21 protein-coding genes and 10 pseudogenes are annotated in these 22524 nt (G+C 67.9%); 9 read left to right on the top strand and 22 right to left on the bottom strand.

What is annotated here, in order from left to right:
* Positions 1–188: 188 nt before the first annotated feature.
* The 14 genes and pseudogenes from ABD794_RS03500 to rpsJ form a co-directional block, all read right to left on the bottom strand.
* Positions 189–579: pseudogene (locus ABD794_RS03500) on the bottom strand (50S ribosomal protein L18).
* A 45-nt stretch (positions 580–624) separates the two neighbouring features.
* Positions 625–1119 (bottom strand): annotated as a pseudogene (locus ABD794_RS03495) (50S ribosomal protein L6); the annotation flags it as partial.
* Between the two features lie 21 nt (positions 1120–1140).
* Positions 1141–1531, bottom strand: a pseudogene (gene rpsH / locus ABD794_RS03490) (30S ribosomal protein S8).
* Positions 1532–1739: 208 nt separating this feature from the next.
* Entirely contained in the window at positions 1740–1925 is a 186-nt protein-coding gene (locus ABD794_RS03485; protein WP_004946670.1) for a type Z 30S ribosomal protein S14, read from the bottom strand.
* Between the two features lie 5 nt (positions 1926–1930).
* Positions 1931–2483, bottom strand: a pseudogene (gene rplE / locus ABD794_RS03480) (50S ribosomal protein L5).
* Between the two features lie 59 nt (positions 2484–2542).
* Positions 2543–2808, bottom strand: a pseudogene (locus ABD794_RS18535) (hypothetical protein).
* A 1880-nt stretch (positions 2809–4688) separates the two neighbouring features.
* Positions 4689–5126, bottom strand: coding sequence for a 30S ribosomal protein S3 (gene rpsC / locus ABD794_RS18530; RefSeq protein WP_425585911.1), 438 nt, complete (start codon positions 5124–5126; stop codon positions 4689–4691).
* Positions 5127–5275: 149 nt separating this feature from the next.
* A pseudogene (locus tag ABD794_RS03470) lies at positions 5276–5664 on the bottom strand (large ribosomal subunit protein uL22).
* 17 nt (positions 5665–5681) lie between these two features.
* Positions 5682–5954, bottom strand: a pseudogene (rpsS, locus tag ABD794_RS03465) (30S ribosomal protein S19); the annotation flags it as partial.
* Between the two features lie 22 nt (positions 5955–5976).
* Positions 5977–6816: pseudogene (gene rplB, locus ABD794_RS03460) on the bottom strand (50S ribosomal protein L2).
* 41 nt (positions 6817–6857) lie between these two features.
* Positions 6858–7181 carry a 50S ribosomal protein L23 gene (rplW, locus tag ABD794_RS03455; protein ID WP_030368414.1) on the bottom strand — a complete coding sequence of 108 codons (324 nt, stop codon included), beginning with the start codon at positions 7179–7181 and terminating at the stop codon, positions 6858–6860.
* The gene (gene rplD / locus ABD794_RS03450; protein ID WP_344960836.1) at positions 7181–7831 is read right to left on the bottom strand and encodes a 50S ribosomal protein L4; all 651 of its coding nucleotides are present in this window, start codon (positions 7829–7831) and stop codon (positions 7181–7183) included. Before rplD ends, rplW begins: the two co-directional genes overlap by 1 nt.
* 7 nt (positions 7832–7838) lie before the next feature.
* Positions 7839–8483, bottom strand: a complete 645-nt coding sequence (rplC, locus tag ABD794_RS03445; protein ID WP_030368416.1) for a 50S ribosomal protein L3 — start codon at positions 8481–8483, stop codon at positions 7839–7841.
* A gap of 13 nt (positions 8484–8496) precedes the next feature.
* On the bottom strand, positions 8497–8805 hold the full coding sequence (gene rpsJ, locus ABD794_RS03440) for a 30S ribosomal protein S10 (RefSeq protein WP_003948644.1): 309 nt from the start codon (positions 8803–8805) through the stop codon (positions 8497–8499).
* 835 nt (positions 8806–9640) lie between these two features.
* Here rpsJ and ABD794_RS03435 point away from each other — a divergent pair.
* Positions 9641–9796: pseudogene (locus ABD794_RS03435) on the top strand (PIG-L family deacetylase); the annotation flags it as partial.
* Positions 9797–9896: 100 nt separating this feature from the next.
* Positions 9897–11564, top strand: coding sequence for a PLL family lectin (locus tag ABD794_RS03430; protein WP_344960835.1), 1668 nt, complete (start codon positions 9897–9899; stop codon positions 11562–11564).
* A 309-nt stretch (positions 11565–11873) separates the two neighbouring features.
* Here the strand turns inward: ABD794_RS03430 and tuf are convergent, their stop codons facing one another.
* The 5 genes from tuf to ABD794_RS03405 all read right to left on the bottom strand — a co-directional run bounded on the left by tuf (position 11874) and on the right by ABD794_RS03405 (position 17152).
* Entirely contained in the window at positions 11874–13067 is a 1194-nt protein-coding gene (tuf, locus tag ABD794_RS03425) for an elongation factor Tu (RefSeq protein WP_185943959.1), read from the bottom strand.
* Positions 13068–13262: 195 nt separating this feature from the next.
* On the bottom strand, positions 13263–15386 hold the full coding sequence (fusA, locus tag ABD794_RS03420) for an elongation factor G (protein ID WP_344960834.1): 2124 nt from the start codon (positions 15384–15386) through the stop codon (positions 13263–13265).
* Between the two features lie 39 nt (positions 15387–15425).
* Positions 15426–15896: a 30S ribosomal protein S7 gene (rpsG, locus tag ABD794_RS03415; protein WP_030368420.1), complete on the bottom strand. Its 471-nt coding sequence runs from the start codon at positions 15894–15896 to the stop codon at positions 15426–15428.
* Between the two features lie 2 nt (positions 15897–15898).
* Positions 15899–16270 (bottom strand): 30S ribosomal protein S12, encoded by a 372-nt coding sequence (gene rpsL / locus ABD794_RS03410; protein ID WP_003948652.1) that lies wholly within the window; start codon positions 16268–16270, stop codon positions 15899–15901.
* 426 nt (positions 16271–16696) lie between these two features.
* Positions 16697–17152, bottom strand: a complete 456-nt coding sequence (locus ABD794_RS03405) for a helix-turn-helix domain-containing protein (protein WP_344960833.1) — start codon at positions 17150–17152, stop codon at positions 16697–16699.
* 265 nt (positions 17153–17417) lie between these two features.
* On the opposite strand from ABD794_RS03405, the gene ABD794_RS03400 reads away from it, so the two are divergent.
* Both ABD794_RS03400 and ABD794_RS03395 read left to right on the top strand, forming a co-directional pair.
* A complete protein-coding gene (locus ABD794_RS03400) occupies positions 17418–18362 on the top strand; it encodes a WhiB family transcriptional regulator (protein ID WP_344960832.1) in 945 nt (314 codons plus the stop codon).
* Positions 18359–18544: a hypothetical protein gene (locus ABD794_RS03395; protein WP_344960831.1), complete on the top strand. Its 186-nt coding sequence runs from the start codon at positions 18359–18361 to the stop codon at positions 18542–18544. The genes ABD794_RS03400 and ABD794_RS03395 overlap by 4 nt, the downstream gene beginning before the upstream one ends.
* Before the next feature lie 94 nt (positions 18545–18638).
* On the opposite strand, the gene ABD794_RS03390 is transcribed toward ABD794_RS03395, so the two are convergent.
* Positions 18639–18941 (bottom strand): hypothetical protein, encoded by a 303-nt coding sequence (locus tag ABD794_RS03390; RefSeq protein WP_344960830.1) that lies wholly within the window; start codon positions 18939–18941, stop codon positions 18639–18641.
* Positions 18942–19386: 445 nt separating this feature from the next.
* Between ABD794_RS03390 and ABD794_RS03385 the strand changes: the two genes are divergently transcribed.
* Both ABD794_RS03385 and ABD794_RS03380 read left to right on the top strand, forming a co-directional pair.
* Positions 19387–19890, top strand: a complete 504-nt coding sequence (locus tag ABD794_RS03385; protein WP_344960829.1) for a hypothetical protein — start codon at positions 19387–19389, stop codon at positions 19888–19890.
* Positions 19890–20390, top strand: coding sequence for a hypothetical protein (locus ABD794_RS03380; protein ID WP_344960828.1), 501 nt, complete (start codon positions 19890–19892; stop codon positions 20388–20390). Before ABD794_RS03385 ends, ABD794_RS03380 begins: the two co-directional genes overlap by 1 nt.
* A 329-nt stretch (positions 20391–20719) precedes the next feature.
* Here the strand turns inward: ABD794_RS03380 and ABD794_RS03375 are convergent, their stop codons facing one another.
* Both ABD794_RS03375 and ABD794_RS03370 read right to left on the bottom strand, forming a co-directional pair.
* A complete protein-coding gene (locus ABD794_RS03375; RefSeq protein WP_344960827.1) occupies positions 20720–21079 on the bottom strand; it encodes a DUF5753 domain-containing protein in 360 nt (119 codons plus the stop codon).
* Between the two features lie 82 nt (positions 21080–21161).
* A pseudogene (locus tag ABD794_RS03370) lies at positions 21162–21329 on the bottom strand (Scr1 family TA system antitoxin-like transcriptional regulator); the annotation flags it as partial.
* 339 nt (positions 21330–21668) lie between these two features.
* On the opposite strand from ABD794_RS03370, the gene ABD794_RS03365 reads away from it, so the two are divergent.
* From ABD794_RS03365 to ABD794_RS03355, 3 genes are read left to right on the top strand one after another with little or no spacing between them, the layout of a single operon-like run.
* A complete protein-coding gene (locus ABD794_RS03365; RefSeq protein WP_344960826.1) occupies positions 21669–21860 on the top strand; it encodes a hypothetical protein in 192 nt (63 codons plus the stop codon).
* Positions 21857–22099, top strand: coding sequence for a DUF6255 family natural product biosynthesis protein (locus ABD794_RS03360; protein WP_344960825.1), 243 nt, complete (start codon positions 21857–21859; stop codon positions 22097–22099). The genes ABD794_RS03365 and ABD794_RS03360 overlap by 4 nt, the downstream gene beginning before the upstream one ends.
* Complete coding sequence (locus tag ABD794_RS03355) at positions 22096–22473, top strand: hypothetical protein (RefSeq protein ID WP_344960824.1); 378 nt, start codon at positions 22096–22098, stop codon at positions 22471–22473. The genes ABD794_RS03360 and ABD794_RS03355 overlap by 4 nt, the downstream gene beginning before the upstream one ends.
* The last annotated feature ends 51 nt before the right edge of the window (positions 22474–22524 follow it).

Genomic DNA, 22524 nt, shown 5'->3' with positions numbered 1-22524 from the left:
GACGGCAGGTGCATCGCGACTACGCGCTCACTTACGCGTCTTCTCGGCGGCAGCGCCACCGTCAGCGTACCCCTTCGGTCCCTCCCTCGTCCCGACACCGTCACCGCTTCCGCGGCGCTCGCGGTCAGCCATTGGAATTATACTCTCTCTCTGTTACGTCTGCTAGCTCCGAGAACGGGGCTTAGACTTCAGCGATCTTCGTCGGGGCGTCCCGCCAGAGCGCAATGACGCCCGGCGTACAGGTTGCCACGCGCGCGGTCGAACACGACGCCTCGACCCCGGCGGCCTTGGCGCGCTACGCCCCACGCTCGTGCACGCAGAGGCGCCTCAACCTTCTATGCTCCTGGGCGCTCTGTCGCCTCGCCACGACGATCGACGCGTCCAGTGGGACGCCGACGCCAGGGTGTGACCTCTTGAGGTCTGTCGATGACTGGCGGGTGATGCCACCACGGTGGACGCGTCACCACGCAGGCGAGGGCGCTCCAGCCGTACCGAAAGGTGTACTCTCGGACTACGGATGTGACGGCGCTGCTTGGCGGCGCGCTGTACGCTGTCGCCCTTAGCAATCTTGACACGTATGGCATGAGTCGTACTTACCAGCCTTTCGCGACTATGCGGCGGAGTGACTTCGCCCTCGTACTGACGCCCTTGCCTTGTACGGGTCGGGCTCCGCAGCTTGCGGATGTTCGCGGCAGAACCTCGCCGACCTTCTGCTTGTCGATGCCCTCGACAGTCAGCTGGTCGGGACTCACCTGAAGGTGATGCCTCGGGGCCTCGATCAGGATCGGGTGGCTGTACCCAGGGCGCGAACTCAACGGTTGAGCCCTTCGCCTGTACGCGGTTACCGCACCGCTGATCTCGAGCTTCTTGCGTAGCCCTGGGTCACGCCGGTGATCATGTCGCCACCAGCGTGCGGGACAGACCGTGCAGGGCCTTGCTCTGACGCTCGTCGTGCGGCGGGTGACGTTCAGAACGCCGTCCTCACCCTTGGCGATCGCGATGGCGCCGAGAGCTCGAGGGAGAGGGAGCCCTTGGGGCCCTTCACCTGAACCGAGCGGCCATCGATGGTGACGTCCACACCGCGGGAACCTGGATGGGCAGCTTGCCAATACGCGACATTAGCTATTCCTCCGTTCCGCATTACCAGACGTACGGCGAGGACTTCCCACCCACGCCCTTCTGCTGCCTGCTGACGGTCAGGAGACCGTGACGTGGAGATGATCGCCACGCCAGGCCCCGAGGACCTTCGGCAGGTTGTGGACTTTGCGTAGACCCGGAGGCCCGGCTTCGAGATCCGCTTGATGCCCGCGATGGAGCGCTCACGGTTCGGACCGAACTTCAGGTCGACGACGAGGGACTTGCCGACCTCGGCGTCCTCGACCTTCCAGCCGGCGATGTAGCCCTCCTGCTGCAGGATCTCGGCGATGTGCGCCTTGATCTTGCTGTGGGGCATGGCCACGGAGTCGTGGTAAGCCGAGTTCGCGTTCCGCAGACGGGTCAGCATGTCTGCGATCGGATCGGTCATGGTCATGTTTGGCCTTCGGCCTCTCTCGCCGGGGTTTCCTATGTGCGCCATCCCTCTCCCCGATCTGGGTCGGGACGGGTGCGGCGCGGGGACCTACGGCGTAGTAAGACGAATTGGGCAGCGGGGGCCCAACCCTTCAACTCTACGCGAGTATCGGGAAGGGCTCCCGCGTCCAGATTGCTTACCGAGAGTCCTGGTCAACCCAACTGGGTTGTTACCAGGAGCTCTTGGTCACGCCCGGCAGCTCGCCACGGTGAGCCATCTCACGAAGGCACACGCGGCAGAGGCCGAACTTGCGGTAAACGGAGTGCGGCCGGCCGCAGCGGTTGCAGCGGGTGTACGCGCGGACCGAGAACTTCGGCTTGCGCGCGGCCTTAGCGATGAGGGACTTCTTCGCCATCTCGCTCACGCCTCCTTGAACGGGAAGCCGAGGTGACGAAGGAGGGCGCGGCCCTCGTCGTCGTTGGTCGCCGTGGTGACCACGGTGATGTCCATACCCCGGACGCGGTCGATCTTGTCCTGGTCGATCTCGTGGAACATGACCTGCTCCGTGAGACCGAGGTGTAGTGCCACGGCCGTCGACTGCTTGGGGACAGCGGGAAGTCGCGGATGCGCGGGAGCGCGAGCGACAGGGTGCGGTCCAGGAACTCCCACATGCGGTCGCCACGGAGGTGACGTGGGCACCGATCAGGCTGGCCCTCACGCAGCTGTGAACTGCGCGATGGACTTGCGAGCCTTGGTGACGGCGGCTTCTGCCGGTGATCGTGGTGAGGTCGCGGATGGCGCCGTCGATCAGCTTGGAGTCGCGGGCGGCGTCGCCCACACCCATGTTGACCACGATCTTGGTCAGGCCGGGAACCTGCATGACGTTCTCGTAGGAGAACTCCTCACGCAGCTTGCGCCGAGATCTCTCGCGGTAGCGCTGCTTGAGACGCGGCGACGTGGTGGGTGCAGTCATCAGATGTCCTCACCGGTGCGCTTGGCAACGCGGATCTTGTTCCGTTGTGTCGTCGACGGTTAACCGACGCGGGTCGACGCCTCGTTCGTTGCCGTCCTTCTCACGACCAGCTGAACGTTGCTAGTGCACACGGCGGATCGGGCATCTGGTGGTCACCGATGCCTGGCGGCCTGGAGCGCTTGAGCGCGGTCTGGTACCCGGCTCGATTGGGTGCTGCTATCTTGATTTGGCCCGGTTGAGCACCCTCGACCAGCACGCGGCACTCGGCGGGGAAGGCCGCGATGGACCTTGCCTGCTCATGCCCTTCAGTCCCGTGCCGTGACATGACCTGGACCAGGTCGCCCTTGCTTCGATCTCACTGCTTAGCCAGCACACACTCCGGACGCGAGCGAGACGATCTTCATGACTTCTCTGGCGCTAGCTCGCGCACGACGCGGCCGAGAGATCGCGTGGTGCGACTGAGGGGTCACGCGCATCGTTCTTGAGGATGACGCGGCGCTTCTCGCGTCGAAGCGGCATGTACGCAGGCACGCCGGAGGCGGTCCGCTCCTGAGACGCGTGCGAACGATGACCGCCATTGACGACGTCCACCTCTTCACGTTGCCACGGGATACGCTGTCACACTTGACGGTGGCGAGCGATGACAGTCACCGTATGCCCGCGATAGCGCGTCGACCGCGAGCCACGAGCATATAGGACACGGCATGCAAGGACTTTCACCTTGGCACCAGTGTTGTCGGCGACGCACGCGATCAGTCGCGACTCCTGCTGGATCACACGCTCTCTCTCCGTATCGTCTACGCCGGTTCCGCGGGAGTGGCGCTCACAGCAGAGCAGGCCCGGACGTCCGAAGCCTCCCCGGCGGAACTGTCCTGCCGAGGAAGACCCGCAAGCGAAGTACGTACGGACGGAATTCCCTGCGCGGAATTACCTACTTGGCCTTCTCGAGGATCTCGACGACGCGCGCCACAGCGCTTCGGGCGCCGACAGCGACCGGTCTCACTGAGGAGGACATGCGGTCGCGACGTGGCAGCCGCGGCGTTCTGCTCGTCGTGTCGCCTTGGCAAGCATCGTTCAAGATACGGCGGTATGACCTTGCGCGTACAGCGACCGTGCTTGAAGGCGGTCCTCGACGGCGACGACGACGTCTGTCCATCTTGTCGCTGACGACGAGACCCACGCGCGGGGCTCTGTGCGGAAACCGCGCGCCTCACGCGCTCGTCTCAGGCCACGCTTCTGCTCTCGCTCATCAGGCGCGCGCACTCCACCGCGTCTCGCAGGCCCAGCATCGACGCTTCGCGCATCCAGGGTGCAGATACCTGCGCGATGTCCTTGCGGAGCGGCCTTCAGCCGACCGTGGCTTCTCGAGCTGGCCGCGTCGCCGCCTGGAAGCGAGGTTGAACAGCTCTTCCTTGGCCATTCGCGGAGCTTCGCGACGCAGCCTCCTCGTCAGTCAGGTCGCCGCAGCTCGGCACGCCTCTCGGATACCGAGCGTGCGCCATCACGACATCACCTGCCTCGCGCTTGCCGACAAATCGCGGGCACTTCATCAGGCAGCTTGTAGCGGCTGCGCGAGTGAGGCCTCACGGCCGCGACCTCTCGTTCTGGGAAGGACAGCTCTGACACACATGACCCGGCCCGGGTGTGACGTCGCAGACTCCACCACTCCGGCGAACCCTTACGGAACCACACATGCGTCTCACGGGCGGCTTCTCTGGTGAGGGACGGGTCCGGTAGATGTTGGATCCTAGACTCTTGCACAGCCACACGCTTGATGTGGCGAGTGTACATGGCGATACGAGGCGCAATCGATCTGGCGCGGTGCGTCACGTAGCCGGGTGAGGGCCTGGATGCCGTACGCACCGAGGCGAGCTCGGTGCCACCCTTGGCCATGGCCGTTCGCGCTTGGGTGGTGCTAGCTTGCGGTGCTTGACCCTGCGAGGGATCAGCATGTCGGTCAGGCCTCCGTATCCGGTGGACTCAGCCGGAGCAGCGGCAGCGGGCCTCGCCTTGGGGGCCTCGGCAAGCGGCGTTCTGCTGCGGCTTGCGGCGCGCGAGCCGCGCACCGCCTCGCCAGCCACGGCCACAGGGCCGACGGTCGCCGGCCGCCACAGGGACGGCGCGGTTGCCGCGCCACGGGCGGCGGCGTATCTCGTGCGCGGACCTCGGCGATGTTCTTGACGTCGCCCTTGTAGATCCAGACCTTCACGCCGATGCGGCCGAGGTGGTCTTGGCCTCGAAGAAGCCGTAGTCGACGTTCGCGCGGCGGAGCGTGTGCAGGGCACACGGCCCTCGCGGTAGAACTCCCGAGCGGGACATCTCGGCGCCGCCGAGACGGCCACCACACTGGATCTTGATGCCCTTGGCGGCCGGCCTCATCGTCGACTGCATGCTCTTACGCATGGCGCGACGGAAGGAGACGCGGGAGACAGCTGCCTCTGCGACGGCCTGGGCCACCAGCTGAGCGTCGACGCTCGGGTTCTTGACCTCGAGGATGTTCAGCTGGACCTGCTTGCCGGTCAGCTTCTCCAGCTCGCCGCGGATGCTGGTCCGCCTCTGCGCCGCGGCGGCCGATGATGCGATGCCCGGACGAGCGGTGTGGATGTCAACGTGACGCGGGTCGCGCGGTGCGCTCGATCTCAACCTTCGAGATACCGGCGCGCTCCATGCCCTTCGTCATCATGCGACGAATGCAACCGTCTTCCTTGACGTAGTCCTTGTACAGCTTGTCGCGTACCAGCGGGACTTGAAGTCTTTGCGTGGATGATGCCGAGCCGGGACCTCCGTGCGGTTTAACCTCTGGCGCTTACCGTTCCTTCCTTGCTGCTGACGACCACGGTGATGTGGCTGGTCCGCTTGCGGACCGGTAGGCACGGCCCTGAGCACGCGGACGGAACCGCTCAGCGGTCGGCCCTCGTCCACGAACTGCTCGCTGATGTACAAGCGACGACAGCGCCGTGTGGCGTAGTCTGTGCAGCGGCGTTGGCATGGCGCTGTCCACTAGCACCTGCCACCGTGTCACGCTTCTTGCGAGCCTTGCTGGGCGAACGCAGGACGCCTGAGCTCGTGGCGTCCATCGCCACGGATGAGGTCGCACCACGCGGCGGGCCATCATGGGCGTGACGGCGGATGTACCGCGCTGGGCCCTGGCTTCCATGGTTGTCCCTTCGGTGTCAGTCATAGTCGTTCGCACCCCGCTTAGCGGCGCTTCGACTTGCGGTCGTCCTTGACGTGGCCGCGGAAGGTGCGGGTCGGCGAGAACTCGCCGAGCTTGTGGCCGACCATCGACTCGGTGACGAACACCGGGACGTGCGTCTTGCCGTTGTGCACCGCGAGCGTGTGGCCGAGCATGGCCGGCACGATCATGGAGCGACGGGACCAGGTCTTGATGACGTTCTTGGTACCGGCTTCGTTCTGAGCGTCCACCTTCTTGAGGAGGTGTCCGTCGACGAAGGGTCCCTTCTTGAGACTTACGCGGCATCTAAACCCGCTCCTAGCGCTTCTTGTTCGTCTTGCGGCGGCGGACGATGTACTTGTTGCTCGCCTTCTTGGAGAACGAGTACGACCCTCCTTCTGACCCCACGGGGAGACCGGGTGGCGACCACCGGAGGTCTTGCCCTCACCACCACCGTGCGGGTGGTCAACCGGGTTCATGCGCGACACCGGCGGACGGTCGGGCGAACGCCCTTCCAGCGCATACGGCCGGCCTTGCCCCAGTTGATGTTCGACTGCTCGGCGTTGCCGACCTCGCCGACAGTGGCGCGGCAGCGGACGTCGACCAGGCGGATCTCACCGGACGGCATGCGCAGGTGGGCCATGACGCCCTCCTTCGCCAGCAGCTGCACGGAGGAACCGGCGGAGCGGGCGATCTTCGCACCGCCGCCGGGACGCAGCTCGATGGCGTGGATGGTCGTACCCACGGGGATGTTGCGCAGCGGCAGGTTGTTGCCCGGCTTGATGTCGGCCGTGGGGCCGTTCTCGATCCGGTCGCCCTGGCCGAGGGCCCGCGCGGCGCGATGATGTAGCGCTTCTCGCCGTCCACGTAGTGGAGCAGCGCGATGCGCGCGGTGCGGTTCGGGTCGTACTCGATGTGAGCGACCTTGGCCGGCACGCCGTCCTTGTCGTGACGACGGAAGTCGATCACGCGGTAGGCGCGCTTGTGGCCACCACCCTGGTGGCGAACGGTCACACGACCGGCGTTGTTACGGCCGCCCTTGCTGTGCAGGGGGCGGACCAGCGACTTCTCCGGCGTGGACCGCGTGATCTCGACAAAGTCGGCGACGCTGGAGCCACGACGGCCCGGGGTCGTCGGCTTGTACTTGCGGATACCCATTTCTCAGTCCTCGTCCGATTTCCGGACGATCCAGACCGCCCTTAGGCGGTCGGACCGCCGAAGATGTCGATTCGGTCGCCCTCGGCGAGGGTCACGATGGCGCGCTTGGTGTTGGCACGCTTGCCGAAACCGGTCTTGGTGCGCTTGCGCTTACCCTGCCGGTTGATCGTGTTGACCCCGGTGACCTTGACCGAGAAGACCGCCTCGACGGCCTGCTTGATCTGGGTCTTGTTGGCGCGCGGGTCGACGATGAACGTGTACTTGTTCTCGTCCAGCAGCGCGTAGCTCTTCTCGGAGACGACCGGCTTGACCAGGAGGTCGCGCGGGTCCGAGAACGTCTTGCTGGTGACGACGGCCTCAGTCATCAGGCCTCGCTCCCTTCGGTCTCAACGGCCTTGGGGCCAGACACGAAGGACTCGAAGGCGGCCTGGGTGAAGACCACGTCGTCGGAGACGAGCACGTCGTACGTGTTCAGCTGGCCCGGCTCCAGGATGTGAACCTGGGGCAGGTTGCGGGCGGAGAGCCACGCGGCCTCGTCGGACCGGTCGGCGACCAGGAGCACGTTCTTGCGCTCCGAGATCTTGCCGAGCAGGACCTTGGCGGCCTTGGTGGAAACCGCACCCTCGACCACGCCGGAAACGACGTGGATGCGGGAGTGGCGCGCCCGGTCGGTGAGGGCACCGCGCAGGGCGGCGGCCTTCATCTTCTTCGGGGTCCGCTGCGAGTAGTCACGCGGCACGGGACCGTGCACGACGCCACCACCGGCGAACTGCGGCGCGCGGGTCGAACCCTGACGGGCGCGACCGGTGCCCTTCTGGCGGTACGGCTTCTTGCCACCGCCGCGGACCTCGCCACGGGTCTTGGTCTTGTGCGTGCCCTGACGGGCAGCGGCCAGCTGGGCGACGACGACCTGGTGGATCAGCGGAACGCTGACCTTCGCGTCGAAGATCTCCGAGGGGAGCTCGACGGTCCCGGCCTTGTCGCCTGCCGGCGAAAGGATGTCAATGGTGCTCATCGTTACCTCAGGCCCCCTTGGCCGCGGTACGGACCAGGACGAGGCCGCCGTTCGGACCAGGAACCGCGCCCTTGATGAGGAGCAGGCCCTTCTCCGCGTCAACGGCGTGGACGGTCAGGTTCTGGGTGGTGACCCGCTCGTTGCCCATGCGGCCCGCCATGCGGAGGCCCTTGAACACACGGCCCGGGGTGGCGCAGCCACCGATCGAACCGGGGGAGCGGTGCTTGCGCTGGGTGCCGTGCCCGGCGCCGAGGCCACGGAAGTTGTGGCGCTTCATGACACCGGCGAAGCCCTTGCCCTTGCTCTTGCCGGTGACGTCAACCTTGACGCCCGACTCGAACACGGCGGCGGTGATCTCCTGGCCGAGCGTGTACTCGCTGGCGTCAGCGGTACGCAGCTCCACCAGGTGGCGGCGCGGGGTGACGTCGGCCTTGGCGAAGTGACCCTTGAGGGGCTTGTTCACCTTGCGCGGGTCGATCTCGCCGAAGGCGATCTGGACCGACTCGTAGCCGTCGCTGTCGTTGGTGCGGACCTGGGTGACGACGCAGGGCCCGGCCTTGACGACGGTCACCGGGACGACACGGTTGTTCTCGTCCCAGACCTGGGTCATGCCGAGCTTCTCGCCCAGGACGCCCTTAATGTTCTTAGCCATCTCGCGCGTCACCTCAGAGCTTGATCTCGATGTCGACGCCAGCCGGCAGGTCGAGTCGCATGAGCGAGTCAACCGTCTTCGGCGTGGGGTCGAGGATGTCGATGAGGCGCTTGTGCGTGCGCATCTCGAAGTGCTCGCGCGAGTCCTTGTACTTGTGCGGCGACTTGATGACGCAGTACACGTTCTTCTCAGTGGGCAGCGGCACCGGGCCCGCGACCGACGCACCAGTGCGGGTCACCGTCTCGACGATCTTCTTCGCCGAGGAGTCGATGACCTCGTGGTCGTAGGCCTTGAGCCGGATGCGGATCTTCTGTCCCGCCATGGCTACTCAGTAGTCCTGTCTCTCGTAACGCTCCGGAACTCGGCGGGCTGTGCGGCCGCACGGCCCCTCCCCACTCCACCTCCGACCCACGCGGTCGGGCGTGTCGCGCCCCTTCCAGCAGATCTCCCCGAAGGAAGATCCCTGCTCAAGGGGTTTGTGGGGGAAGAACACCCACCGAGTGCCTGGTTGGGGCCCCGCTGACACTTCCCGGAAGATTCCCGTACTTCCACCCCTACACCTCTCGATGTACAGCATGGGGTGACGAGTACTGCGGGACTCGCTTCCAGTCCTCCCGGCGGGAGGCGCGCAGCATCGGCACTCAACCGAGCAACCTGAACAGTGTGCCATACGGGTCCGAAGCGGCGCCAATCGAAGCCGAAGACGGTACCTCCACCGGCGCAGATGTCAAACCGCCTGGCCGACATTCCCGGCCAGAACGGTCATCTCCCGCCGAAGATCCTCTAAGGGTCGCCCCGCCACGCCATGGTGCCCAATCCCGGGCCGCCCCCCATCGGGGGACCAGGCTTTGTCACGACTTGGGCAACCCGCCGGGCCTCTTCCCCGTCCCTTCACACAGCTGGGGGGCGCTGGACAACGAAGCGGAGTCAGGTAGTTGAACATCTCACAGCGCAGAGCCGTTCCGTACCAGAACGCTCGTCCGGTCCCGCGCCGGGCTGTGCTCGCCGGAATCGCGGCCGTGACCGCCGTCACGGCCGCGGGATGCAGTGACAGCGGATCCGGCCGGGGCGCCGCCCGCCCCTCCCCCGTCCGCGCCGTGGACCCGCGGTCCACCCGGCCGTTCGACGACCCCAAGGGCCCGCTGCTGCTCCAGGTCATGGCCCACCCCGACGACGACCTGTTCTTCATGAACCCCGACGCCCAGCACCTGGTGCGGGCGGGCGTGCCCGTGGTCTCCGTCTACGTGACGGCCGGCGAGGCCATAGGGCAGAACTGGGTCGAGGGCATGCCCCCCGCGCAGAAGAAGCACCACGACAAGGCCGCCTACTCCTCCTCGCGCCACCAGGGCCTCCGCCAGGCCTACGCGGTGATGATCGGCAAGGACCGCTTCACCCGGTGGGGACAGATCCGTCATGGACCTGCCGGGCGGCGTCAAGGCCGAGACCAACGAGCTCACGGCCGACGGCCGCCGGGTGCGGCTGGTCTTCCTCAACATCGCGATGCTCTCCGAGCACAACACCCGCCTCCCCCAGCTGTGGAACGAGGTGGGGGCGCGGATGGAGTCGCTGGTGGCCAAGGGCTCGCCGTGCACCACGGTCAGCACCTACCGGCACAGCACCCTGGTGGACGCGCTGGCCGCGATCATGGACCGCTTCCGCCCCACCGTGGTCCACACCATGGACCCCGACCCGGACTTCCAGGTCCACGACGCCACGCACCCCAAGGACAACGACTACGGGGCGTGCTCCGACCACCGCGACCACACCCCGACCGCGCTCTTCACCTGGAAGGCGCTCTCCCAGTGGGTCGCCGACGCGACCAAGCGGGGCGGGCACCCGCCGCGCTTCGTCACCACGTCCTTCCGCGGCTACTACAACCAGCGCTGGCCGCACGGCCTCCCCAAGGAGATCGTCGAGCAGAAGCACCGGCTGGTCCGCGAGTACGGCGGCGAGCCGACCTGGCACTGCGGCAACGACGGCGGCTGCGGCGACTACGGCCAGGGCGGCGACCGCCCGCTGAAGAACCGCAAGGGCTGGATCCGCTCCACCCACTACCGGCACCCGGGCGCGACGCCCGTCGTCGACAGCGACAAGTCCGGGCGCCTGGAGGCGTACGGGGTGCTCGGCCTGCACGCCGTGCGCTGGCAGGAGACCTCGCCGGGCAGCGGCCGCTGGGGCGCCCCGCAGAACCTCGGCGGCGGCCCCCTGGCCCCCGCGCTCGCCACGGTCCTCGACTCCGCCGGCCGCCGCCTCGTCTTCGCGATGCGCTTCTCGGCCCTGGAGGGCGAGGGACGCGCCGACACCCGCGAGATCGTCGCCCTGGGGCAGCGCTCCCCCGGCGGCCCCTTCACGGCCTGGACGGGCCTCGGCAACCCGGAGCACCACCCCGACCGCGGCCGCCGCGTCGGCATGCCGGCCGCGGCCGCCACCCCCGACGGCCGCGTCCATCTCTTCGTCCGCAACGCGGGCAAGGGCGTCTCCACGCGCGTCCGCGAGCCGAACGGCAAGTGGGGCAAGTGGCGCAACCTGGGCGGCCAGGAGATCCAGGAGGGCCTGACGGTCCTGCTGGACCGCGACCACTGCGTCCACGTCTTCGGCGCGGGCCGCGACACGGTCCACCACTGGGCCCAGGAGTCCCCCGGCGCGCCCATGCGGTTCCTGCCGCTGGACGGGCTGCCGCAGCCGGCGGGCGACCCGGTCGCGGCATCCGTCGGCCCCGACGGAAAGGTGACGGTCGTGTACCGCGAGCCGGCGTCCGCGGAGCCGGCGGCGTACCGCCTCACGGGCGGCTCGGACGTCGAGCGGCTGGACCGCTCGGCGGTCCGCGACCTGCGCGGCTACGGCGCGCTCACGGCCGTCCCGCTCCCCCGGCGCGGCCACGACGACGCCCTGATGGTCCTGGGCCGCGCCCTGGACGGCCACGCGCAGCTGACGGACGCCGCCTCGGACGACGCGCACCCGACGGTCGTACGCGACCGCCCGGTCCCCGTCGGCACACCGTCCCTGCACGCGGACGGCGCGCAGCGCCTGGCGGTGGTGGCGATGGGCGCGGACGCGGCGCCCTGGATCTGGCGCCAGTAGGAGAAGCCCCTCGCCCCGCCCTTTCACCGTTTCCTCCGGGTCTCCGCCCCGGGGCCCGACACCGCGCTCCGCGCGGTCAGGGCGGAGCTCCGCCCCGGACCCCGCAATGCGGCTCCGCCGCATTGTCCTCAAGCGCCGGACGGGCTGATTTCGGGGCTCCGCCCCGGAGGAAACGGTGAAAGGGCGGGCCAGGGGCACCTCCCCGCGAAGCCAACGCACCCGCACCCACCCACGCAAAAGGGCCCGTACACCAAGGTGTACGGGCCCTCCGCTCGACCGCTAGGTCAGACCACAGGCAAGTCGCAAAACTTACTTGTTGATCTTGGTGACCTGGCCGGCGCCGACGGTGCGGCCGCCCTCACGGATGGTGAAGCGCAGGCCCTCCTCCATCGCGACCGGCTGGATCAGGGAGACGGACATCTCGGCGTTGTCGCCGGGCATGACCATCTCCGTGCCCTCCTTGAGGGTCACAACACCGGTCACGTCAGTCGTACGGAAGTAGAACTGCGGACGGTAGTTGTTGAAGAACGGGGTGTGACGGCCACCCTCGTCCTTCGACAGGATGTAGGCCGTGGCCTCGAACTCGGTGTGCGGGGTGACCGAACCCGGCTTGATGATGCACTGGCCGCGCTCGACGTCCTCGCGCTTGATGCCACGGAGGAGCAGACCGACGTTCTCACCGGCCTGGCCCTCGTCGAGCAGCTTGCGGAACATCTCGATGCCGGTGACCGTGGTGGTGGTCTTCTCGGTCTTGATGCCGATGATGTCGACGGTCTCGTTGACCTTCAGGACACCACGCTCGATACGACCGGTGACGACGGTGCCACGACCGGTGATCGTGAAGACGTCCTCGATCGGCATCAGGAACGGCTTGTCGACGTCACGCTCGGGCTGCGGGATGTTCTCGTCGACAGCGTTCATGAGGTTCATGACCGACTGGCCCCACTCGGCGTCGCCCTCGAGCGCCTTCAGCGCCGAGACCTTGACGACCGGAGCGTCGTCGCCCGGGAACTCGTACTCGTTGAGGAGCTCACGGACCTCGAGCTCGACGAGCTCCAGGATCTCCTCGTCGTCCACCATGTCGGCCTTGTTCAGGGCGACAACGATGTACGGAACGCCGGACTGGCGGGCCAGGAGCACGTGCTCCTTGGTCTGCGGCATCGGACCGTCGGTCGCGGCGACCACGAGGATCGCGCCGTCCATCTGGGCGGCACCGGTGATCATGTTCTTGATGTAGTCCGCGTGACCCGGGCAGTCAACGTGGGCGTAGTGACGCGACTCGGTCTGGTACTCGACGTGCGCGATCGAGATGGTGATACCGCGCTGCCGCTCCTCGGGCGCCTTGTCGATCTGGTCGAACGGCGTGAAGGGGTTCAGCTCCGGGTGAGCGTCGTGCAGCACCTTGGTGATGGCCGCGGTAAGAGTGGTCTTACCGTGGTCAACGTGACCGATGGTGCCGATGTTGACGTGCGGCTTAGTCCGCTCGAACTTCGCCTTCGCCACGGGTTCCTCCTGGGAGTTTCTGTACGCCTTACTTCGTCGGCGCCAGGGATCTTTGCTGGGATGCCGCCCGCCGGGGCATCCGCCGCAGACCGGAAGAGAGCCGAATGAACTGCTTTCTCACGATTCACGGCGGTATGCCCCGACGTTCGGTGTCAAGCCTAAAGCGTCAGTCTCGTCTGTGGAGACGGGAGCTGATTACTCGCCCTTGGCCTTCGCGATGATCTCCTCGGCGACGTTCCGCGGAACCTCGGCGTAGGAGTCGAACTGCATCGAGTAGCTTGCGCGACCCGAGGTCTTGCTGCGGAGGTCTCCGACGTAGCCGAACATCTCCGACAGCGGAACCAGGCCCTTGACGAGCTTGGCGCCGTGACGGTCCTCCATGGCCTGGATCTGGCCACGGCGGGAGTTGATGTCACCGATGACATCGCCCATGTAGTCCTCGGGGGTGGTGACCTCGACGGACATCATCGGCTCGAGCAGAGCCGGAGACGCCTTGCGAGCACCCTCCTTGAACGCCATGGAACCGGCGATCTTGAACGCGAGCTCGGAGGAGTCGACGTCGTGGTAGGCACCGTCGAGCAGCGTCACCTTGACGCCGGTCAGCGGGTAGCCGGCCAGAACACCGAACTCCATGGCCTCCTGGCAACCGGCGTCCACGGACGGGATGTACTCCCGCGGGATGCGGCCACCGGTGACCTTGTTCTCGAACTCGTAGCCGTCGCCCTCGAGGGGCTCGATCGCCATCTGCACCTTGGCGAACTGGCCGGAACCACCAGTCTGCTTCTTGTGCGTGTAGTCGATACGCTCGACGGCCTTGCGGATCGTCTCGCGGTACGCGACCTGCGGCTTGCCGACGTTGGCCTCGACCTTGAACTCACGGCGCATACGGTCGACCAGCACGTCGAGGTGCAGCTCGCCCATACCCGCGATGATGGTCTGGCCCGTCTCCTCGTCCGTGTGGACCTGGAAGGAGGGGTCCTCCTCCGCGAGACGCTGGATGGCGACACCCAGCTTCTCCTGGTCACCCTTGGACTTGGGCTCGATGGCGACCTGGATGACCGGCGCCGGGAAGTCCATCGACTCCAGGATCACCGGGTTCGCGGCGTCGCAGAGGGTCTCACCGGTGGTGGTCTGCTTCAGACCCATGACGGCGACGATGTCACCGGCACCCACCGACTCGATCTCCTCACGCTTGTTCGCGTGCATCCGGTAGATCTTGCCGATGCGCTCCTTCTTGCCCTTGACGGAGTTCTGCACCTGGGTGCCCGCCGTCATGCGGCCCGAGTAAACCCGGACGAAGGTGAGCTTGCCGAGGTGCGGGTCGCTCATGATCTTGAACGCAAGGCCCGCGAACGGCTCGTCGTCGGACGGCTTGCGCTTGACGATCTCGTCGGCGTTGCTGACCGCGTGGCCCTCAACGGCCTCGATGTCCAGCGGCGACGGCAGGTAGCGCACGACCGCGTCGAGCAGGGGCTGAACGCCCTTGTTCTTGAACGCGGTGCCACAGAACACCGGGGTGACGGTGACGGAGTCGCCGCCGCCCTTCGACGCGAGGGTGATGCGGCGGATGGCCGCCATCAGCTGCTCCTCGGTGGGCTCCTTGCCCTCCAGGAACAGCTCCATCATCTCTTCGTCGTTCTCGGCGACGCCCTCGAGGAGCTTGCCGCGCCATTCCTCGGCAGCCTCGGTGTGGGTGTCCGGGATGTCGACGACGTCGTACATCTCGCCCTTGGCGGCCTCGGCGGACCAGACCAGCGCCTTCATCTGGACGAGGTCGACCACGCCCTTGAAGTCGGCCTCGGCACCGATCGGCAGCTGCATGACCAGCGGAACCGCGCCCAGGCGGTCGACGATCATGTCGACACAGCGGTGGAACTCGGCACCGGTGCGGTCCAGCTTGTTCACGAAGCAGATGCGGGGCACGCCGTAACGGTCGGCCTGACGCCAGACCGTCTCGGACTGCGGCTCAACACCGGCAACGCCGTCGAACACCGTCACGGCACCGTCGAGCACGCGCAGCGAACGCTCCACCTCGACGGTGAAGTCGACGTGGCCCGGGGTGTCGATGATGTTGATGGTGTGGTCGACGTTGTTCAGCGGCCAGTGGCAGGTCGTCGCGGCAGACGTGATCGTGATGCCACGCTCCTGCTCCTGCTCCATCCAGTCCATGGTGGCAGCGCCATCGTGGACCTCACCGATCTTGTACGAAACACCGGTGTAGAACAGGATCCGCTCGGTGGTGGTCGTCTTGCCCGCGTCGATGTGGGCCATGATCCCGATGTTGCGGACCTTGGCCAGGTCAAGCGAAGTGGTGGCCATATGGCTCAGTCTTCTCTCGGTTCTCGATGGGGGTAGCGACTACCAGCGGTAGTGCGCGAAGGCCTTGTTGGACTCGGCCATCTTGTGCGTGTCCTCGCGCTTCTTGACCGCAGCGCCCAGGCCGTTGGAGGCGTCCAGGAGCTCGTTCATGAGACGCTCGGTCATCGTCTTCTCGCGACGGGCGCGGGAGTAACCGACGACCCAGCGGAGCGCGAGGGTGGAGGCGCGGCCCGGACGGACCTCGACCGGCACCTGGTAGGTCGCGCCACCGACACGGCGGGACTTGACCTCGAGGGCGGGCTTGACGTTCTCAAGCGCGCGCTTCAGCGTGATGACCGGGTCGTTGCCGGTCTTCTCGCGGAGACCCTCCATGGCGCCGTACACGATGCGCTCGGCGGTGGAGCGCTTGCCGTGCAGGAGGATCTTGTTGATCAGCGACGTCACCAGAGGGGAGCCGTAAACCGGGTCGATGATGACCGGGCGCTTCGGGGCGGGGCCCTTACGAGGCATTCTTACTTCTCCTTCTTGGCGCCGTAGCGGCTGCGAGCCTGCTTACGGTTCTTGACGCCCTGCGTGTCGAGGGAGCCGCGGATGATCTTGTAGCGAACACCCGGCAGGTCCTTCACACGGCCACCACGCACGAGCACGATGGAGTGCTCCTGCAGGTTGTGGCCCTCACCCGGAATGTAAGCGGTGACCTCGATGCCGCTGGTCAGACGCACACGCGCGACCTTACGGAGGGCCGAGTTCGGCTTCTTCGGGGTGGTCGTGAAAACACGCGTGCAGACGCCACGACGCTGGGGCGAACCCTCGAGTGCGGGCGTCTTGTTCTTCTCGACCTTGTCCTGCCGGCCCTTTCGGACCAGCTGCTGGATCGTAGGCACTACTTCTCCGGTTTCTGTGTGCCGATCACGATAAAACTAACCTGGAACGCGGCTCCGACCCACGCGGTCGGGCGTGTCGAGTACTGCAGACCTCCGCGCGAGGCGGATTGGTGCAGATTTCGGCGTCTTTGAACCGTTCGGGCCCCGTTGAGGACCGTTCGGGCCCGGCCTCTCATGCGGTCTGAAGGCACGCACAAGAGCCCAGGGACACCCCAGGCACAAGGTCAGAGCGTACCTACAGCATGGGCCACGGTCAAAACAAATGCACACGCGGAGGACGTACCGATGTGCCACATATGTCCAATGTTGACACCCGTACAGGGGTGCGGCACATCGGGACGCCCCGGCCCGACGCCGGGGCCGGTCCCGGCCCGACACCAGGTCGGCACCGGACCCGCACCAGGTCAGCGCCGGGTCGGCACCGGGTCAGCGCTGAGCCGAAGCGCCCCACTGCGCGCTGCGCGGATCGTCCGGCCGCGCGCCGCTGACCGCCAGGATCATCTCCGTCATCTCGACGAACTGCCGGCGGTGGGTCTCCGGGACGCCGAGCAGCTCGGCCGCCTGCGCGGGAGTGACCCGCTTCCCCTTGTTCCGCTCCTCCGCGTCCGGCAGCGGCAGGTCCTCCGGCTCGACCCGGCCGGACTGGATCAGCATGTCCCGCAGCCCGACCCCGAGCACGCGCGCCAGGGCCCGCATCGTCTCCAGGTCCGGCAGGCTCTGCCGCTGCAACAGCCGGGTCACCGCGGCGCGATGCACCCCGGCGTCCTCGGCCAGTCGTGACCTCCCGCCGCCGCGCGGGCTGTCGATGTCATACCCGCGGCGACGCATCAGATCCTCGACCCAGCTCGCGAACCGCTCCATCTCCGAGCCCTTTTCGCCCATAGCACGCTCCCTCCGCAGCACAGACCATACCGTCCGATCGCGCACGCAATAACCAGATTGACGTGCGTGTCCGCAACCGGCCACCCCGCCGAGGCAAATTCCTGCTCAACCGGTGCCCAACGCGCCGCACGGCGCGATCGCGCAGGGCACCTTCCGGATCACTTTGTTGCGCGCTCGCACGCAATCGGGCTACTGTTGATTGCGCAGCCGCAACAAGCAGTCCCGCCACCGCTCCACCCCATGCCCGATAGGGACCACCCGTCTCATGCCCGCACCCGCCTCCCTCCGCGCCTTCTCTCCCACCGACCCCGCCGACCTCGACTGGCGCGCCCGCGCCGCCTGTTCGGGCCTGCCCGCGCAGACCGTCTTCGCCCGCCGCGCCAAGGCCGCGCTCCCCGCCCTGCGCGCCTGCGCCGTCTGCCCCGTACGCCGCCCCTGCCTCGACGCCGTCGCCCCGGGCGACAACCTGTTCGACGGTGTCTGCGGCGGCCTTCTCTGGCGCAACGGCCGGCAGGTCGCGATCCCCGAAGCCCTCGCCGTCGCCCCTCGAACCGCAGGAGCAGCCATGACCGACTCCCCCCGCCGCCCCGACAGCGCCGCCGTCTGGCTGGGCATCCTGCTGCGTCAGTTCCCCGAGCTGGGCCGCGAGCTCGCCCCCGGCCGCACCTCCGCCCCGTCCCCCCTCGGCCGGAGCGGCGGGCCAGCGGGCCCCTCCCTGCCCATCCGCCTCTTCATCTCCGACACCATCCGCGACATCAGCGACGGCGTGGTGGAGTTGGACGAGGCCGTCCGCGAGAAGCTGCGCCTGCCCCGCCCGCAGCGCGGCACGGTGGAGCAGCGACTCACCCGTCTCCTGGGGCTGTTGGACGACATCGCCGCCGACCCCGCCCTCGCCGACCACGTCCGCTCCGAAGCCCGTCGCATGGCCCGTCGCTGCTCCCTCGCCCTGGGCGACGCGGAGACCCCCGTACGGGTACGCGGCCGCTGCCTCCACTGCGACTCCGTCTCCCTGCGCGTCTTCCCGCACCGCGAGACCGTCCTCTGCGTCAACCCCGGCTGCCGCTGCGCCGATCCCGCCTGCCGCTGCCGTACGGACGGCCGGCACCGCCACTCCTGGGTACGCGCCGAGTGGCGACAGCTCGCGGAGGCGACGGAGGGCGATCTCCCAGAGCTGACGGCAGCCCAGGACGAGGAAGGGACGACGCGATGACGACGACTCTGGTGACCGCGGCCATCGCCGCCCAGGAGGTGGCGGTCGTCCCCGACACCATCCGTAAATGGGTCCAGTTGAAGCACTTGGCCCCGGCGGGACGACGCGGCCGTGCGCATCTCTTCCGGCTGGAGGACGTCTTCGCCGCGGAACGCGCCACCCGCCGGACGCACGAGCGCTGACCCCTCTACAGATATACGGCGACCACATCGACATGCGCCCCACAACCGGTCACCGGTTGTGGGGCGCACCCGCGCACGAAAGGGCACGGCTGGGTCAGGCGTCGGTCGTCGCTCCCGCCGAACCGCCCGGGGTCCCCCACCCCGGCATCCGGTACACCTGAGCACCCGCGGTGACGGCGTCCCCGTCCGCCTCGCGCAGCGCCTCGACCGCCTCCTGCCACCCGCTGACGAAGCCGCTCACCTCGGCGGCGTCCACCGCCTTGTCGGCCAGCTTCCCTATGACCGAGGCCAGCGCCGCGGCGACCTCGTCCGTGAAGGCACCCGCCTGCCCGGACTCGCCCGCCACCTCCACCGTCGCGGCCACGACATCCGCCAGACGCTCCCTCTGCGGGCTCATCTCAGCGCTCCCCCGGACACCACGACCTCCTCGCTCATGCCACCCCCACGTGTTCAGCGCCGACTCTTTGCCCGTCCGTACCATCTCCGACGCATCTGTCGCGAGATAACCCGGAGCGTGTGCGATCGTCCCTGTAATTTAACGCGACGCCCTGACACCCCGTCCCCTCAGGGGACAACGCCGCGAACGCCGCACACCACCCACCAGTCGAACATAAGATCGCTCCAGATGGGGGGCTGATTCCCGGTGGGGCTAAGGAGACGGTCATGTGGGGGGCGGCGGCGCAGGACGGAGGGTCAGCTCTGGGCTGCGGCCCACGAGGAGCTGATGGACGCGGACGGAGCTGGCGGGTCGGACGTACGCGCGACTCGACCAGGAGACCGCTCGCTTCGAGGACGCCCTGGAGGAGATCCGTTCCCTGCTCGGCCGCGGCAACGGCCTGCCCGTGAACACCGTACGAGCACAGCTGGCGGCGGGGCAGCAGGCGATCGCACCCTGCCGGGAGGCACGGACCGGCTACGACGAGGCCCGCGCCCTCTGGCGTCACCCCGAGACCGAAGATGCCGCGGCGCTCGCCGAGGCGGCCGGGCATTTCCGTGACCTCACCGAGCTCGGCTCCGAGCTCCTCGAATCGCTGACCGAGACGATCGACGTCATGGCCGGACTGCGGGACAAGCTGGCGGAACTGCCCGGCAAGATCGCGCCGATCCGGGAGCGTGTCCAGGCCTCCCTCGCGGCCGCCCGTACCGAGCTCGCCTGGGCAGGCGGCTCGGCGGCACAGGGCCGGTACGCCTTGGAGGCCCGGCTGCACGCCGCCGAGGACCGGCTGCGCGAACTGGACGCCGGCCGCGTGGAGGTGACCCCCGGACGGAAGTTCACCGACCTGTACCGCGATGTCGAGGTACAAGTCGCGGAGGTCCGCGATGCGTTGGCCCGTGCGAGCAGCTGATGTGGTGGCGAGACCGTAGCCGCCCCGCCCACACCGCCGACAGGCTCACGCAGCGCCGCAAGGAACTCGCGGACCTGATCCGGCGCGCAGACCAGGCGCATGTGGCCTTCGGCTTCCGGATGGACGAGCTCCTCGAGGCCCGCCGCCTGTTCGAGGAGGTCCTGGACACACCCGGGATGCCCAGGAAGGCGGCACGGGAGCCGCTGGACGGCATGAGCGCGGTCCAGGACCACCATCACGCGGCGACCACGGAGTACGGGCAGATGCGCGCGCCGTGGAACGAGACCGGCCTGGCGGAAGCGGACCTCGACACGGTGACGGCTGCCGTCAAGCACTTCAAGCGGTACCTGAAGGACAACGCCTCGGCCCTGAAGGGCCTGGACAGTCTGCTCCGGAGCATCCGGGAGACGCAGCCCACCATGCAGGACCTGCGGTCCCGGATCGCCCCGGCCCGCGAGCGCGCGCGCTCGCGTCGTTCGCGGCGGCGGAGCAGGAACTGACCTGGGTCAACCCCATGGACCCACGGCGGCAGGCCCTGGCGGCCCGCCTGCACGGCCTCGGCGACCTGCTGGGCAAGCTGGAGGCCGGATACGTCGAGCTGAACCGTGTGCACCAGATTCCGGACCGGTTACCGCGGGATCGACTCGCAGGTCATGCAGCTCCGCGACGAGATACGGGTGCTCAGGCCGTGGCGCTGAGCGCTGAACGACCCGGTTGCCCGGAGTCCAAGCCCGCAGGGCGGCTTGGAGCCCCAGGCCGGGACAACGCCTATTGTGCTGCCCAGGAGCTCCAAGGGATCCGAGGCGCAGATGCGTGGGCCAACAGGGCCTCATTGCCCGTTCACGCACTCCTTCGCCACTTGCTGGACAAGCGCCAAAGACCGTTCCGGCGAGAATGCAGCAGCCCGCACATAGCCGTATGACTGCTCCAGGCCCGTGACCCACTCCGGGTCGTCCATCACCTCGCCGGATCGGGTCCCTTCGGAGTACGCCACCGGAGGAGCGTCCTCGAAAGTCATGAGGCTGAGCATCCCGCTGACTGGCGGGACGCCCACGTCGAAGGGCAACACCTGCAGGCCGATACGCCGTCGCTCCGCCAGGGCGGCGACGTGCGACAACTGCTCGCCCATCACAGCCGCGCCACCGACCCTGCGTCGAATTACGTTCTCGTCCAGAACGACCCAGAACATCGGCTCTGTTGGATGCTGAAAGGAGCTTCTGGCGCGCCAATCGGGCAGCCACCCGCTCGTCGATGTCCTCGCCCGTGGCGAAGGGCAGCCCGGCACGAAAGAGAGCTCGGGCGTACGCCTCGGTCTGCAAGAGGCCGGGAACGAACACCGGCGCGTACTCCTGGATTGTGAGGGCACGTTCTTCGAGCTGCCTCGCCCCTGCGAAGTAGTCACGGCGCGGTGGCTTCCGCCTCAAGAGTTCCCGGCACATCCGTTCCAGGAGCCCACCCGTCTTCAGCTCCACATCGAGTCGCTGTGCCATGTCCGGCTGCGGCCTGCGCTTGGCCGTCTCGAACTGGCCGATGTACGAGCCGGTGCAGAACACCCCGCTCACCCAACTCCTGTTGTGTCAGACCAGCATCCTCACGATGACGTCGCAGCTCCGAGCCGAAGAACTCCCACCCGAACTCCGCTTTCGGACCATGCCCCTTGGCCATGACTACTCCCGTTCCCAACAGTCTTGCTGACCTCTCGCAGACCCTTCCGAAGCTAGTCACTCCCCCACGACGCTGGAGGCCCATCGCAAACCCCCACCCCCGAAGGGATTCCCATGACGTACCGCGAAGGCGCCTACGTCGTAGACACCCGTAGCGCGAAGCTCGCACAGGTCATGGCCCGCATGGGCCCCCGCGTCTACGTACGCCCGCCCGGCGGCGGCCGGGAATGGGACGCGCCGCCCGAGGCGCTCCGCCCCGCGACCCGCGAGGAGCTGGCGGCGGCCACCCGGCGGGGGCGGCCGTGAACGACTGCACCCACCAGCACGGCTGGACCCCGCTCGCCGACGGCGCCAAGCGCTGCGTCGCCTGCGGCGTGGAGCGCTACGGCGCGTACGGCCCGCTCCGCATGCCGGAGAACGACCCCCCGGACCGGACGGACCGCTCCGTCGCCGCGGCGACGGCGATCGCGACGCTCGGTACCCGCTTCCTGGAGGCCCGCTCCCGGCTGCTCCGGCGCCGCCCGCGCTGGGCGGTGGCCGCGTGAACGCGACGGCTCTCGTCACGACGTGGCGGTCGCGGTACGGGGCGCACGAGTCCGTCGTCCACCTGACGGTGTCGGCGGACGGCCGACGCGCGGAGGGCCGTTTCACCGGGCTGACCCGGACGGCGACGCGCAGCGACCCGCCCCCGCCGCCGCAGGACTTCGCCACGGAGGGCGACGTGTCGACGACGACGTTGACGGAGGCGGAATTCTGCCGCCTGGAGGCGGAGTTCGCGATCGGCCTCAGGCTGCGCGGCTGCCGGCAGCGGCCGGTGGAGAGGTCGCGGTACGGGATCCACCCGGTGTGGTTTCACGGGCCTGGACGGGGACGCGTCGTGGGCGTGGCTGTTCCTGTTCAGGTCTTGATGGACGATTGACGATCGTGGGACTCCACCGAAACGAGGTATTCACCGTCTGGGCAGGGCGGC

The sequence above is a fragment of the Streptomyces thioluteus genome (genome assembly GCF_039535865.1).
Note: the sequence above shows the minus strand (reverse complement) of the source record. Positions and strands in the feature narration are given on the sequence as shown.